2 protein-coding genes are annotated in these 16,579 nt (G+C 63.7%); both read left to right on the forward strand.

The window, feature by feature from the left end; translation table 11 throughout:
- Positions 1 to 184: 184 nt before the first annotated feature.
- Positions 185 to 9,985, forward strand: a complete 9,801-nt coding sequence (locus RB548_RS22855; RefSeq protein ID WP_331375602.1) for a hypothetical protein — start codon at positions 185 to 187, stop codon at positions 9,983 to 9,985.
- A complete protein-coding gene (locus tag RB548_RS22860; protein ID WP_331375603.1) occupies positions 9,978 to 16,553 on the forward strand; it encodes a hypothetical protein in 6,576 nt (2,191 codons plus the stop codon). The genes RB548_RS22855 and RB548_RS22860 overlap by 8 nt, the downstream gene beginning before the upstream one ends.
- Positions 16,554 to 16,579 lie beyond the last annotated feature (26 nt).

Here is a 16,579-nt window from a genome sequence, read left to right on the forward strand (position 1 = left end):
AGTGATAATCAATTCTTTCTAATGGGTTGCGCATTGGGGGCGATGCACTATGGGAAAGATCGATGCCGAGTTATTTCATTTATCGATACTGGGCGATGGTACAAGCGAAGTGTCTTGCGAGCTGGTGGGGCGCGCTGGAAACACTTACGAACGGCTCAGGATCAGCTCCGGCTCTACCGACAGCATGGAATTTACACTGGTCGAAGCTGTCCATGATGACGACCTCAACGCTGGTCTCGTTCTATTCAGTCTCGACCTCAGTGTCGCGGAAACCCGCGATCGGTTCGCGCGGCATGGCCTCATCGGCCTCAAGTTTGCGGCCGAGGTCGCGCTCAGTGGCGTTCGCATCGCTGTGCGCAGCGCCGATCGGCCGAGCAGCTATACGCCGGAGCACCCGTTCTTCGCACTCTATCTCGATTGGGTTGTCACTGCCGTTGCCGCGGACGGCACGCAATGGTCAAACAGCAGCGCAGTCGGAGAGGTTCAACTCAGACTGCCGCTGACGACAGGCTTTGCCTGCGTTCGTCCACCGACCCTGCCGGATATCGGCATCGACGATCTGAATTTTCGGCTCGACCTCGACGGCATTGTCGTCACCACCGGCTGGCTGCCGCCCGGTTTTCCGAACCTCGCGATCACGCTTCCGCAAATCGGCGCCTGGTTCGGCTGGCTCGCCGGCATCAATCTTTCCGCTCCCCTGCCGGCCTGGAATGTCGAACTGCCCGTCATTCCCACCATGCCGCTCGGCGTCGGCTTCAGGACCGCCGGCCTGATTCTTGAAAATACCGCTGCCGGCCACCGATTGACTGCGACTGCTCAAACCCTGCAGCTGCGCTGGAAAGGCGAAACCGTCCTCGAATATGAAAGCTTCCAGGCGAGCCTCAGCTTCGATGGCGCCCGCTACGTCCTCGTCGTCCAGCTGATCGAAGACCACTATCCCGCCGACGGCGTCAGCACCGATCCGGACACGCTGTCGCTGCCCTTCGGCGCGCTCGGTGTCGATTGCGCGTGCTGGCAATTTCGCTTCGGTCTGTTTGCTGAAACGGGTGCGGACGGCGTGACCCACCTCTGCCCCGAATTCATTGTCGAAATCGGCGGGCTCTCCCTTACCAGCCGTTGGGCGAGACAACCGCTCTGGCAGGCCAAGGCGATCAGGCTGCATCTGCGTGGAACCGGTGTTCTCACTTGCGAGGCGACCTCAGGCGACTTGTTTGAGGATGTCGCCGGTACGGCTTTCGATCCCTATCGCCTGCCGCTTTCAGGCCACGGCCTGACCGAGGTGTGGTCATCCGACAACGTGCTGCCGGCTGAAGATCCGAGGATTGAGTTCGTCGACGGCAGTTTCGACCGCAGCGGGCTGCTCACGATTTTGTGGAAGCAGGACAATGATCGTGTGCTTCACGCAATCCTGAAATCCATTCCTTGGATCGACAAGCAGACGGCCGAACCGGTGGCTGGCGCAATGACGCTCGTCGCGCTGCAGTTCGCCCGCTTCAACGCGGACCGGCAGCTGCGCCTCGAATGGCGTCCGGAAGGCCCGGCGCCGGTCACAGGAACTGAACTTGCGCAGCCTCCCGCCGGCAGCGAGGTCTGCGCCGTGGTGAGCGGGGAGGAGATCGTCCTTTTGATCCCGCCGGCCGCCTCGGGCGGAGCGCCGGCGGGACCGATCGCCGATCCCGATTTCAGCGTGACGCTGCCTGGTGTTTCGGTCGCGCTCGCCAAACCCCAGTTGCGCTCGCTGCTGTTTTATGAGAGCGCGGGCAAGTGGACCGCTTCCCTGCTTCACGGCTATGATGAAACCGCACGAACCGTCGCAAGCGCCAGCTTCAACGCGATGCGTTTCCTGACGCGGGGATCTTCCGAGAGCGAGCAGGATTCGTTGCCCGCCATGCCGGGCACCGGCAGCAAGCCCTTCGCAGCCGCCCATCTCGCCAGCGACGGGAGCCGGTGGCAGGCGCTCGCCATGCTCAGCTGGACGGACGGAGAGATGCCCCGCGTCCTCCAGGCATTCGAGGGCGACAGCACCGCCTTTGCGCCACTTTATCCCGACAACGCCGGTGCGGGCGTCGGTGACTGCTCCGGATGCCCGGTCGAGGCCGCCAAGCCGCAGCCCGTTCCTCTGCCTTTGTCGCCCGCGCGCTTTTCCAGCCCCGGCCTTGACGCCGCTCGGGGCTGGCGGTTCGACATGGCGGTGCAGGCGGCCAACGACCTGTTCAGCGACAAGGGGGGCACGATCGGACCGGTCAAGATCGCTATCGATCGGATCTGCCGGCCGGCAGACGTCAACGCCTTCGATCTTCATGCGACGTTGAATTTCGACGTCCTCGGCAACAAGGTCGAGGGCACGACCGTCCTGCGGCTCGACCTCGGCGACATGTCCGTGCGGCTTCGCGACAAGGCCGCATTTCCCATCAAGCGCAGGATAGCGGCCCCGCCATCCGATCATCTTGCGGCATTCAAGCTCGAAAAGGAGCTGCGCGCCGACATCAGTGAGCCGTTCGAGCTTTTGGGCACCAAGATATACCTCGTTCGCACGATCCCGGTGAAGGGCAACGAGACGCTGCCCGTTCCAACAGAGCTTCCGTTTCTGCAGCTGACACTCGACGGCGGCCTGTTTCTCGTCGAACTCAATAAGGGCACGCTGCCCGGCGAATCCTATCGCGCCTTCGTCGTCAGCGAGGAGATCGGTATCCTCGCCTTCGAGGTCTGCAAGTTCCGTATCGGGTCCGGGGGGCTTGATCTTTCCGCCAGGCTTCTGGCGACCCAGATCAAGGTCGGCGCGCTCAACGAGCCGTTCCTGCTCAACGATGCCTCGCTCGAGATCGAGGGCAATCGTATGCGCCACCTCTCGATAGGAGCCACGGGCAAATTGCCCGAGCTGTTGTCGTCGGCGCCGATCAGGCTCGCCATCGGCCTCAAGCAGGAGGATTCGAAAATCGTCCTCGACGAACTTGTCTGCGAACTCGCCGACAAGGACAAGCCGATCGTCACGGGCGGCGTTCGCTTTCGCTTCGAGATCTCGCAGCTCGAACTGCGCTACCGCAAGACAGCCGATCATAAAAAGCTGTTCTTTTTTGAGGTCTCCGGCAAAGCACAGTTTGAACCCGAATGGGCTGAGTTCGATGGAAAGATGCTGGAAAACCTCGAGACCGCAACCATCGAATTCAACCGCGCGCCGCTGAGCGATGATCTCATCGAGCATGTCGAACTGACGGTCGAGTTGCGCGAGCCCGTCGTGTTCGACGTCTTCAACGTCTTCCGAATGGAAATCCGTTCGCTGGGTTTCCATCCGAGATACGATTTCTCAGGCATCAGAGACGAAAAGCGGATGCGTCCGGCACTGATTGTCGGCGGCCAGTGCCTGTTTGCGGATACCGGCGACGTGATTTCGGCGGAGATCGACTTCCATAAACTCTATATCGGCATGCCCGCTGACGGGGCGGTGGTACCGCAGATCGAGTTCAAGGATCTCCGCGTCGAGGTCCAGGCCGCCGACGGCTTTCGCCTCGGCGGTTCGGTCGTCTCGATCGACGAGCCGACCCGCAAGGGCTTCAAGGGCGATGGCGTCATTACGATCCCGGGCCTGCCCGAACTCGGGGCGGCGGTCGGCTTCATGGAGCTGCGGCGTGCCGACGACGTCTGGGTTCGCGCCTGGATCATCGCAATCGAGGCGTCGAAGATCAGTTATCAGATCCCGCCTTTGCCGATCTATCTGCGCCAGATCGGCGGAGGGCTTGGCGTGCGCATGTTCCCCGTCATCATGCAGGGTATCGACGAGGACCAGCCGCTTAGCAAGACGATCGAGCGGATGAACGCCAATATCGACGCGCATGTAACGCTTGCGCGCCAGGAGAGCTGGTTCGACAAGGTCGAGGAGCCGGGAGAGCCGGCGCAATGGGTCGTGGCGCTGGAGGCCGCGCTGACGCTCGGCACCACGCAGGGTCAGGGCGGTGCCTACAACGATACTGACGAGCAGGGGCTTCGAACAATCGTCGTGCAACTATTCGGCGCCATGCGATCCGATCTGACGATGGTCACCGCCATGAGGGCCTGGCTTCCGATAAGCGTCGACGATTACTTCAACGATGTTGAGAACATGCATCAGCGCCCTTTGGTCAAGGGCTTCATTCTCTATTCGCCGCGCCAGCAGCGCCTGCTAGCCTATGCGACCAAAGGCAAGAACGTCTATTATGGCAGGAAGGGCGACAAGCTCGCCGCGCTTTTCAAGCTTATTCTCGACCCAATGCCGTTCGAATTCGTCGCTCTCATCGAGCCCAATCGGGTGCGTGGCGAGATCGGCTGGGTCGACCGGCTCGTCTTCTCGCTGAACCTAGGCCTTTTGACGGTCGAGTGCCGCGGCGGCATCCTCTTTGCCATCGAAAAGCGCATGATCGTCCATGGGATCTATTTCTCGGCACGCGGCAAGCTCGGCCTGCGCGGCGGCGCCGGCGGCGGAAGCCTCGGCCTGCGCCTAGTCGCGGAGGCTGACGTCAAATTCGCCACGAGACTGCTTGTCGGCCAGCATATGCTGCTGCCTTTGCCAGCCGGCATCTACGGCCAGGTCGGCATCAGTATCAATGTCGTGCTCAAGATCCAGGCGTGGCTCCATATCGACGCCAAGTTCTTTTCGATCGATATCGAACTCGAATTTGCTTTGACGATCCAACTGCTCTTGACGCTTGAACTGGGTTTGACGGGCTCGACCGATCTCGGCTTCAAGGGCTACGCGCAGGTCGGTATTTCGATTTTCGGGCGAACGCTGAGCGCGCGCATCGCCGTCGGGCTGAACGAGGGCGCCGTCGGGAACGCCCGAGGGCTCATGGAGCCGTTCCTGTCCTCGATCCTGGAACCCGGCAAAGTTCCACCGATCCCTGGCGAAGTTTCGGCTCCCACCCTGGCATCCGCGCGCCCCGCTCTTTTGGCAGCTATCGAGAACAGTAGACCCGGTGCTGCGTCAAACGCTGAGCCTTTCGCCTTCTCGGTGATCGAGGCAGGCTCTGCCGGCGGCGTACCGCGCTGGGTGATCTGGATCATGCCGACGCCGCAGGACGGCGTATTCTATCCAGTGCCGGCACCAGGCCTGGCAAACTATGCAACGATCACCGGCCTTGTGGGGCAGGGTGCGACACTCAAGGTCTTCGATCAACAGGGCGACCTCGTTAATGTCCAGAACGAGACAGCGACAATTGTCGTGGACGCCAACAGGAGGTTCGTCTCGAACGATGCTCCCAGCGGGGTGACGCTCAGCCTTCGCACCCTTTTGGCGGGAAGCTACACCGCGGAGAACGCCGATCCGGGATTCCCCTTCAATATCGGAGCAGATCTTCCGCCGCTTCACGGCGTCGCACTGCCCGAGGTCGGCGCACCCCTCGTCGACGATCGCGTCGCCCTGGGGCCCCGCCACGCCGACCCGGACTTCAATATCGCTCACCCCTATGACAAGGCGTTGAACGACGACACACCGTCCGACGACTTGAGCCCGCAGGCGCAGGCGCTTGGCAACCAGGCGTTCCTGATGCAGTGGCTGCAGGACGGTGTCAGACGGCTCGCCGGCGATCTTGCGAGCGTAGGGACGCCACGCGCGCCCGTTAACGTGGCATCCCTTGCCCATTTCGGCATGGTGGTGGTCGCCGAAGGGGCGCTGCCGGACTGGGCGACGAAACGGGATCCTTCGATCCCGCGGCCCGAAATCAGCTTCGCTTTCGACGAGGGCTTTGCAGTCGAGCATACGCTGCACAGTTGTTCACTCCAGCCGCTTGTAGAGCCCGACCGCATCCGCTTCAAAAATGGCGTCAAGCCTGCCTTTGATCCGATCGCCCATTTCGACGACGATCTGCTTGCGCTCACCTGGGACATCATCTGGGAGAAGCCTTTCACTCAAAACGACGTCGCGCCCGGCATAGGCATCGCAGTGCGCGACTATCTTCAGCATTACCATGTCGAGATTTTCGACCTCGGCAGTATCGTCGAGAAGCCTCTCTTCACGTGTGACGTGAAGCCGGTCTCGCGCCTGACGGCCAACCGTTCCCTGCCGCCGCCGTATAGCCTGACCGTGCCAACGGCGGAACTGTTTCCGCCTCAACTGCGCGACGCCGGCGTGATCCGTCAGCTTCTCGTGGTCATCAAGCCCGTTAGCCAGGCGGGAGACGAGGGCGAGGCCTTCACGGTGACCGCACAGTTGCGCCCGAGCCTCACGCCGCTTCCTCCCGAAGACGCTGAAATCGAACTCTGCTTCGAGGAAGGTCATCTCGTCGGCGTCATGAAATGGTCGCAGCCGCCGATTCCGAGCAAGCCCGGGATCGCCAATCCGCGGGATTGGGAAATCATTGTTCGGCAGTTGCCGCAGATACCGGTCGGTCACTACCCCAAGGCAGCGGCCGCTGTGGGTGAGGGCGAGGGCAGGATGGTGACGGACCGCACCTGCCGGCCGGGCGATCTCATCATGCGGGTGAGCCGTCAAACGGCTCAGATGCGGTTCAAGCAGGCCGTTCAGACGCACGGTCCGGATGGCCGCGAGCTGTTCGAATTGTCATTGCCGAATAACGGCGCAAGATGGTTTGACTACACCGGCAAGCCGATCGACGGCACTCACGACCTGGCCGCGGTGCGCGACGCGTTTCAACGTCGAGAACCCGAAATAGGCTGGCAACTTTTCATTCGTACTCGCGCCGCCGGGCCTAGCGATGACGAACCGGATGCGACCTATTCCTCGATAAGTGCCGTGCGGCTCTACGCTCACCTCGAAAATAGGAGTTCGCCGCCACCGAAACGGGCTGCCCCCGCCGCAGACACGCAGAAGAATGACAAAGATCGGATCGTCCTTGGGCATCTCGAATGGCCACCGGTACCGGTCCAGTCGCCCGCGGCCTCGCCATCCCCGGACGTTGCGCGGCTGCGGCGACCGACGGCGGTCATGGGCTCCTTGCACGTACCGCTGCCGGTGCCCGATGGCGAGGAGTCAATCGTCGACTACGTTAAAGCTGGCGACACCCGCCGGGCGGTGACGGTAAGCTGGTCGGGCTTTTGGGATGCGACGGCGCCGCTCGCTCGGCTGGCCGGGTTTCGCATCCTCGAGGCGCCCGACGAGACCATGCTTAACGCCGACGTCGCGCGCGCCTCGCCGGGCTTCCAACCCGTCTGGACCGAAATCACCCGGTTCGATGCGACCGATCCTGAACTCGCCGGACAGTCGCCGGCAAGCCTGCTCGATACCAAGAACTGGCAGGCCTGGCCGCCGGCGCTGGCCCGCACCCTCAGGAGTGGGCCTTCCAAGGACGATCTCCCATCTGAGATCCTCAAGCCACCGCTACCACCGGCACTGATCTGGCCCCCCGAACTCGAACGCTCAGCCTTTCCGGTCCGTCCGCCCGCTACGCCCCCAGAGCTACCGCTCGCCGACGGCTCGCAAATTGCCGGGCGGCGACTGCACGCTGCGCTCGATTGGTTCCTCGGCGAATTGGACGTGGCAGTCGTGGAAAAGGGCTGGGCGCTGACTGCGGCCACAGGAAAGCCGTTGAGCGGCGGCGCTTCGGTTGCCGACTGGATGGACGGCAACACCGAGGTCGACGATCCCCAGGGCTGGGCTGCGCTCTGGCAACTCGGACTTAGCGTCGAGCTTTCCGCGCGCCATGCCGCGACCGGAAAGGCTGTCGACCAGACGAGCCTCCTCGACATGGTCAAGTCGATCTTCCTGTCGCTGCGCAACGGACCGTCTCATCCGGCCTGGACGCTTATCCGCAACCACCTCACGCTCGATCTGCCGATCAGGGCCGCCGATGCGTTGCTCGCCAAATCCGGACAACGCAGGCTGACGGAGATCGCGCTTGACCGACTGCAGATCAGTCTTCGCCCGATCGTAGCAGGTGACCCGAGCCCGACCCTGCCCGCACCTCTGGAGGACCGTATCAAGGCCGTTGACTGGCCCTGGCACAAATGGGGAGACAAAGAAAGCCAGGCTCTGCCGGAGACGGAGAAGGCCAAGGCGAACGATCGATACGCCAACTGGGCGCGTCGTTTCGTTGCAGCCTCACCCCTTGGCGAGCGAGGCGACGGTCCGATTTTCGACGCCAACAACACGACGACCATCGCGCCGCTCGCCGCAACCGTCGAGACACTTTGCGCCGACGCCGCCGGCGAGTACCGTTTCACCCGCGAGGTCAATCAGCAGTGGGCGATGAGCCGGCTGGTACGCGTCGTAGTCGAACAGCGCTACAATCGGCTGCTGGCCGCAGTGACAGGCGATACGACGGGGGCGACCGACGATTGGACATTCGAAAGTGTTGGCGGCTATGTCGGCGATCGCGTTCGGCGTCTCGAGCCGCCCCAGCTCATAGCCGAACGTCTGATCCAGCAGCAGGGCGATGGTCCGTTCTTCCACGAGGTCGTTTTCGCCCGTCACGCAGAAGCTGCGCTGAGTGCCTCCAACCTGCCCTCTTACCGGCAGCTGCAATATGTCGGCACAGAGCGACGCTATCAGCGCAGCTTCTATGACGCACCCTGGGCGGCAAAACTCGACCTCAACCCCAGGCCGCGCCTTTCCACGCCGCCTGTCGACGAGATCGATGAAGCCTGGAGCCCAGCCTTCCCGCAAGACACGGAGTTCCTCAGGACCGTACCCACGGCCCGCTTTGGTGCGCTCGCTTTCCTGACACCGGCTGAGGCATTTCTCTACGACACCCAACTCGACGTTCGTGCGCGTGCGATCGCCTGCAAGTCGGCGATCGTCCGTGTGCCCATGAGCCGCAAAAAGTCGTCTGCTACGAAAGCTCAGACCGACCCCGGGCTGCTGGCCCTGCGCGCGCATGGCGGCACCTGGTCTGCCGCTCTGCAGGCGATCTACCGGCGCTGGAAGGATGCGCTTGCGCCTGACGATCCCGTATTGCCGTTCCTGACCCCAAGAGATCACCGTATCTCGATCCGCTTTCCACGCTACTTCGAGAGCCTCGAAGGCGACGAGCGACGTCGAGAGACTGTTGCCGGCACGGTCGCCATGCTGCCCGACGGCGGGGCGACACTTCAGTTCTCCCTCAAGCGGATCGGCATGGAGGAGACCTTTGCCGCGGTTCGGACCGGTCGCGGCGCTCAGGGCGGACCCGAGCCGTTTGTGCTCATCCAGACCGGCCCGGACGTTGAGGTCTACGAATTGGGCCAGAGCTATTCGGGCGACTGGTGGGACGGTCTGCAGGTCGCGTTCAGGGCTGGCCTCGACCCCGCCGAAGTCCGTGCGCCGGTCGCTGAGGGGCGCCCGATAGCACCGCGCGAACCGTGCCCGGCCGACGCCTGGAGACCGGGCCGTCTGCCGGACGAGGGGCCGCTTGCACGGGCAGTACCGATCGCACTGCGGCTTGCGACGCCCGGGGATGCGACGGCACGCTTGGCAAATCCTTTCCCGATCGCGCTCGCCATGGCGCGCCCTCTGACCCAGGCCGAAGTCCCTCTCGATCCCGCGGTCCCCGCCGGCAAGGAGGATCTGGCCTTCGGGATCCGTCTGCTGCTCGATCCCGAAAGGTTGGCGGCGGCCGTAGCATACGGTCTGGTCTCGCAAGAGGCGGCGGTGCTCGCGCTCGCCGATGCGATCGAAACCGCCCCGGCAGTAGTGCTGCGCCGGCATAGCCCGGCCATCGATGCAACCCTATGGGACGAAATGAAGGACAGTCTTGCCATCTGGATCCTGACCGACGCTGCGGATGCGATCTGGACGCCTTGCGGGCCCGACGATCCTCCTCCCGGCACGGGCGACGCGCTCATCGTCGCGGCGACGACAGGCGCGGCGGACTGGCGGCCTGCGCTGACCGGCTTTCTCGCGCATGCCGGTGACGACGGCGATCCAGAGCGGATCCGCAATGTTGTCGAACTGGAGGCGCTGACCATGATCGCCGAGCGTCTGGCGGGTGCCGCTCTCGAACCGCTCGATGAGCCCAAGATAACCGCCTGGGTGCAGCGCGAGAACAAGACGCGTGAACTTTGGGGGGAAGAGCATGGCTGAACTACCCTGGCTGACGGCGCTATATCCGCAAAGATATACAAGCAGCTGGTCCTTGCCGACAGGAGCGATCCGCCTCTTCGGCGACGGCTGGGCCTTCTGCGTCGTGCCCGCCCCCTTGCCGACCAGTCCCTATGGGGGGGCCGATATCGTCTTCACGGTCGCCCGGTTTGCAACCCCACACCGAACGAGTCCGAACCGCCAATGGTACCGACGCAACGTCCTTGCGCTCGATTACGATCAAGAGCGTTTCAGGCCTTATACGCACGGCCAGCCAGATGCCCACTTCTATACCTATAACCCTGTCGACAACGGCACGCCCGCTGGCGCCAGCAGCACGCCGCTTGTTGCCCGTTTCCTTCCCAATGGTCCGGGCCGGGCGCTCTACGAGCTGCTGCAGGGTCGCATCGAGGTTCCGCAGGAGAATTCGCAAGCAGCGCGGACCGGGCGCCAGAGACTGTTGATGGCTCTGCGCCGCGAGTGCGGCATCAGGGCGACCGAGGGCACGCCGCAGCGCTCAATATTCCTCTACCCCGACGGCATCTGCCTGTTCGGCCGCATCGCGGTTCCGGGTCAGGCGAACGAACTCAACGGGTGGTTCAAGATCAGCACGCGGGCCATCGCGGTTCCAGCCGTCGCCGTCAGCGAGGTCGGACGCGGGCTCAGCCTGTGCCTCGACGAGACGCTGCCCGGCAACGCCGGGCCGAACGGCCATATCGCTCGTTGGCAAAGCGCTTTCGGGACGTTGCGATCGGCGTTTTCGAAGAGCGCATTCAAGGATACGAAATGGCTGTCTGCCGAAGACGTCGGCACCGCCGGCCCCGAGGCTCTCTTCTGGCCGGGCGTCAATCAGGCAAGTCAACCCGATTATTTTCGCCGCGAAGTAGGTTCGCCGCTGCACATCGACGGCGGTATCGCTCGTTTGCGACTCTGCCCCGACGGGCTGAGCGTCCAACCCAATCGTCTCGAAGTCGATGGGAATGCCACGGAGCTGCGCTTCAGATCAGTTGCGAGCGCAGACAGCCATGCGCGAGACTGCCCGTCGCTCCGCTACGGCTATGTGCGCAGCCAGCCGCGCGATGAAGGGATCGTCGTGGCAGGCAATCGCGCCGACCGGTCCAAACCTTGCGCAAACAACCCGCAGGCGGTGAAACTGACCGTCCCGCTCATCGAAACCGCGCAGAAGCTGCGCCGCGAGTCAGGCATGCCCGAGGGCGGCGAGGAGGGGCTTGACGTTCTGCGGCCGCTCTGGACCTTCACCCAGCTCGACAACGGCCTCCTCCACTGGCCCTTTCCGGACGCGACGGCCGAGGCGCTGAGCGCATTGCTTGAACATGCACCTGAAGCCCCAACGACCGGCACCGGGGTCAACCGACCCGACGATCCGGCGGGGGCCATTCTCCTCGGAAATCGACCTGATCGCGAGGGCTTTCGTGACGATCAGCGGCCGTGGTCGGTCGCCCTAACCGAATGCCGCGATCTCGCGCTTTCCATCAAGCTGGTGAAAGTCGGGGGTGCCTTCGTGCTCGACGATGCCGACATCCGGATCGGCGAGCACGAGATGGTGATCGAAGGCGCCCTGCAGGTCATACCCTTCCGTCAGACACGGGAACGTCTGTTGCCCGATCACGACGAGCGCGCCATGCGCTCAACGTCGCTGCGCGCGGTGTCGTCCGGAATGCTGCAAGGCCTCGAGCAGGCCACGCAGCAGCGCCTGCGCGAGGAGGTCGGCGCCATCATCGAGATCGAGGATCTGCGCCTTTCTCCGGGCACGGGCATTTCTTCGGGCCGTGTCCTGTTCAACGTCACGCTGCCCTGCCGCAATCCCGGAGCGCTTTTGCCGAGTGAACAAGAGATTGCGGCGATCCGGCCCTGGATCTGGCCATGGCACGACAAGATTCCGACCGTCCAGGCGCATGCGCTCGCAGAGGCGGGTACTGCGCTATCGCAGCCCTCGGGCCTGCGCCAGCTCGCGCCCTTCCGCCGCCTTCGCGGCAGCCGCAACCTGACCTACGTCTTTGAAAACGCGCTGGATCCCACCCGGCTTGCGCCGCTCCTGCGGCTCGATGAACAGGTCGGCGACGGGGAGGGGGTCTATGCAGCCCCCGAGATCGACCCGCGCTATGCCGGTGAGATCGGCATGGCAGCGCTCACCATGCCAAGCGTGACGTTTTTTCCCGGCCATTACGACGCCGGTGAGGCAGCGATGCCCGATCGCCTGCCCGAACCGGGCACCGTCCAGCCGCCCCGCTGGCTGTGGCCGATCGGCAACCAGACGCTCCCGTTCCTCGTTGAGATGCGCCAGGATATCGCGCTGCGCGACGAATTCTACGCGCAGGCGGCCGTGGCGCCGGAAAAGGCCGACCCTGCAGCCGGCACGCCTGCCGCCATTCCACCGCAAGATCGTTTCGAGCCGCTCGATACGAACGGCCCGCAGGCCTGGGGCGGGACAGCCGGCGAACTTCATAGCTGGAAACGCCTCTGGGCTTTCCGCAACCGTCAGGCCGCACTCGCAGCCACCGAACCGCGCGCCCTCATCACCCGCAGCGGGCCGCGGCGACTGCTGGCAAACCTCCTGCCGGAAAACGCCAAGCGCGTCGATCTGAAACTCAGGCTGGAGCGCGTGGGGGACAATATCGGGGCGGTCGAGATCAGGGATGCCGGCGGCACGGTGATCGCGGACATGCCAGGCCTTCCCGCTGCAGGGGACCTCGAGGGCGTGACGGGTGTCATCGACGGCGTAACACTCGAACATGGAACCGCCAGACGTGCGCTGGAGGGCGTCAACTGGAGCTTCACCGACCAGCGCGGGCTGACGACCTCCGGTGTTCGGCGCAACGGCGTGACCCTCAGCCGTGTCATCGGTGCCGCAACGCTCGTGTCCTGCGTCTCATCGCGGAGGGCGTCGACCCCGGCCGGCATCCTACCGATCGATTTCTGGTTTTCCGATGTGCCCACGCCGATGGAGGGCGACGTCGCGACGCTGGCGCGCAACGATTTCGAGCACAATCACCTGCAGGGCTATCGCTGGGCCGTGTCGCAGAGCGGGAGGCCGGACAATTCCATCGGACTTGGCGGATGCCTTGACTTCGTGCCGCTGTCACTCGTCGCGGCGACCGGCGATGCAGCGGCTGCCGGACTGAAGCTCAAGGGTTTTCTGGAGGTCAGGAGTGGGTCCGGCACCGTCCCGCAGCGCGCCGATGATGCCGCCGCATTGCTGGCGCTCGCGACCAACACCTTGCCTGTTCTCGACGTCGGACCCGACCTCGTCCTTCGGCTGACCGATCCGGGCGTCACCGGCGCGGCTCCGGTCGTGCTCAAGATCTTGCCCCCAAACAGGGCGATACTCCATGTCGAACTGCTTGGCCGCAACTTCGAGTTCACGCTCAGGCAGTCCCAACCGCTTGCAACAACGCCAACCCATTTTGTGGGTTTGCTGCCACTCGACTTCACTATGGATGCAGGGGAATCGGACGCCCCCCTGGCGCTTGCCGCGATCAAAGTAAGCCTCTCGGACCCGGCGGGCCCACAGGTCGTCCTGTGCTACGCGTTCAATTTCAAGGTCGGTGAGGCGGTGCTGAATGGCGAGATCAACGCCATCACGGGTACCGTGGAGACAAAGCGGGCGACCTTTACTTTGCCGGGGATCAACATCTCGCCCTTGCTTGTCCTGCGCCTTACAGCGGACAGTCTGCTCATGACCTGGCGCAATGAGACCCCCGGGGGCTTATCTGTGAGCGGTGGGCTTTTTGATGGCGCGGAGGTGACCGCCTATGGCGGTCATCTGGTCGCAACGCTCGACGGGAACCTTGGGGTGCCCTCGCTTGGGTTCAACCTCGAATTCGAGATCCAATTTCGAACCCCTGTGAACGGCAGGCCGGAGCGGCTCGTCCTGGCCGGATCCTCGGCAGGCCTGTGCCTGTCGGGAAGTGCTTCGGTCGTTGAGGGGCATGGCATTGAACTGACATGGCGCGGAGAATGCCTGAAAAGCCTTGCCAACGCTTCCGTGACGGTGGCAACGCACGTCGTTCATAGCCTGGACGCCGAACCGGGCAGACTCATGGTCCTTCCGCAATACGTCGTCCTTGCGCGAAGCGCTGCGGGGCTGAGCGTTAATTGCGACACTGTCGCCGTCTGCAGCACCGGTCCCTCGACAAACTGGCTTGTCCAGCTGCGTGCCGGCAGTCTGACGGGCGCCGAGGTGGCACCCCTCACTGCCGGTCAACGGACACGGGCGCTCGCACGCCTAAGTGAGGCCCTTGGCGCAGGCAGCGGATGGGTGAGCGACTTTCTACCGACCAACGGGTCGCCGATCGTGCGCGATCTCGGCCTTCCCGCACTCGCGCAGGACTGGACACCGAGCGAAGCCTACGGGCTTTCACCTGCGCTCGCCGACGCACTTGCGCGGGCACCGCACTATTCCGATGTCCTGGCAATTTTTGCAAAGTCACAGGCGGGGGCGCTCATGTCGGCGCCACGCAGCCCGCCGCAGGCTGCCGACCAGTCTGGTTATCGGCTGCTGGCCCCAGACAGCAATCGCAGAAAATTCGTCGATGTCGGTCGCTTTGCGTCCAATATCGTGCCGGATTCGACCGGAGATACCGCCCTGCGCCAATGGGCGCTCGCAATCCTCGCCGATCGTGCGCCGTGGGCAAACGGTGCGCTGCTTCAGATCCGTCGGACCGATGGGTTGCCGCCGCGCAGCCTGGTGGTCGATCGCGAAATGGGCGCGAAGGAGAACGAAGGTGGGAGCCACAAGCTCGGCGTTCGCTCACGCCCACAGCCCTCGGTCTTCACCGCGCGTGCCGACGTTCCGGTCGTAGCCGATCCTCGACGCATTGACGTGCCGAGCGGTGCTTCCAATCTGGTCGGCGGTTTCCGCCCGGTCCACGCCGCGTCGCTGACCTTCACCCATCACAAGGACGGTATAAACGAGGATCTGCTCTCGGTCCGTTCCATGGAGCGGGCGTGGCGCCTCGATCGTGCGGGGGATGTCGGGGCGAGCGCCTATGGCGAGAATGCCGAATATTGGCTGCAGGACCGCAATGACACGAGTTTTCGCAACGCCGCCAGCGCGCCGCGCGGCCGTCTGGCTGCCGAAAGCCCCGTTGCCGTCCCCGAAATGATGGGATCGGGTGCGCTCTACCCTGTCGCGGCCGATGCCGCCGAATGGGTCGTTCCGCCGGCCTCACTAACGCAATTCGTCATTCCGGAATACAGCGTTACGAGAGACATCGCACCAAGGCCGGGGATCGCGCAGGTGGCGCGTCTCGGATTGAGCGGGCGAAACGTCGCCCCCGCTCGAAGCCCCGAAGACAAAAGCGCGGGGGCGTACGCACCCGAAGTGCCGGTCCACACGTTCACGCCGCGCCCACCACTGATCGGGGTCAACGATCGCTTGCGCAGCGACGAGTTCATGACTGACGTGGCCGCCGCAATCGGGCCGCAGCCAAACTTCCTGCTCTTTGGTCCATGCACGGAACCGCCCCCGCGCATCGCCGATCGTCCCGGCCTCGATCGAAAGCCGCTCGCGCGTGACGCCGTCCTCGTAACGCTGACCAACCCTAAACGCGGCGCAATCGATCGCAGCTGGGACGGTCACCTCGAGTTCGCACTGCCCGCCAATGCTGCCCGGGATATCGAGGCGATCTGGGTCAGTGTAGAGATCAATGGTCGCCACTTCCACGGTAATCTCCTTCCCGGCCATGATCTGAAGCCCATCAGCTGTTTATCGATCACGGACGTGGACGCTCCAAAGGAGACGCTCGGCGGGCTGTTGGGGGGCCTCGTCCTATCGACCCGAGCTCGCTTCGAAATTGGCTTCCTGGTCAAACCGAAAGCAGAAAGCGAAGACAGGCGAGAGATCGGTCGGCTCGCGGTGCTCGATCTGCCGGTCTCGCCGCGCTCGGCGTCGCGCATCGAGCACCCGCGCCATTTTCGCTTCGAGGACCCAGAATATAATGATCTGATCGAAAGACGTTTTGCCGTGAAACGTCAGGGCGGAATGACGGTCGTCGTCGACCGCGACAAGGTTCGCCCCGACGGAACCGTGATCATTGTTGCCGGGCAGGACGTTCCGGACGACTGGAAGCCTGGCCTGGCACTGAAGAGCTTCGACGAAAATGGAATTCCCTTGCAGACGCCTATCCCGCTCGCACCGCCTTCGCCGTTTGGCGACAAGTGTTGGCTTATCGACTGCCGCAGGCTCGTCGCTGCGGCTCCGACAACGGTACGACCGAAGCCGAAGCCGCGCGGGGCGCTGCTGGTAATGCTCGGTGGAGCAGCACCGATAGCAATTGAGATCACCGAGGAAGAGCCTTTCGCGAAAAACCCGGCGTCCCTAGCCGTGCTTCAGGGGTTTGACGCCGCCGATCGGGTTCCACTGTTTTCCTCCATGAGCCGGCCCGATCTGGTTGAGTTGATCGATCCCCATGATCTCTTGGATGGGATGGCTCGCTACCGGTCAAGCTATGTCTGGCGGCTGTTTGCGCCGAGCAATCAAGCATCCTACCGCCTGCAGAAGATCGGTGCGAGCGGGTCGATGTATCTGTCGCAGTCCTTGGTCGTGTGATCCGGCCAGAGGGAACCAGGATTGGA

It is taken from the genome of Sinorhizobium chiapasense, from assembly GCF_036488675.1.
In the GTDB taxonomy this organism is placed as follows: domain Bacteria; phylum Pseudomonadota; class Alphaproteobacteria; order Rhizobiales; family Rhizobiaceae; genus Sinorhizobium; species Sinorhizobium chiapasense.

Coding starts and splice junctions, on each gene's coding strand:
- RB548_RS22855 (WP_331375602.1), top strand. CDS start 185: ATGGAATTTACACTGGTCGAAGCTGTCCATGATGACGACCTCAACGCT.
- RB548_RS22860 (WP_331375603.1), top strand. CDS start 9,978: ATGGCTGAACTACCCTGGCTGACGGCGCTATATCCGCAAAGATATACA.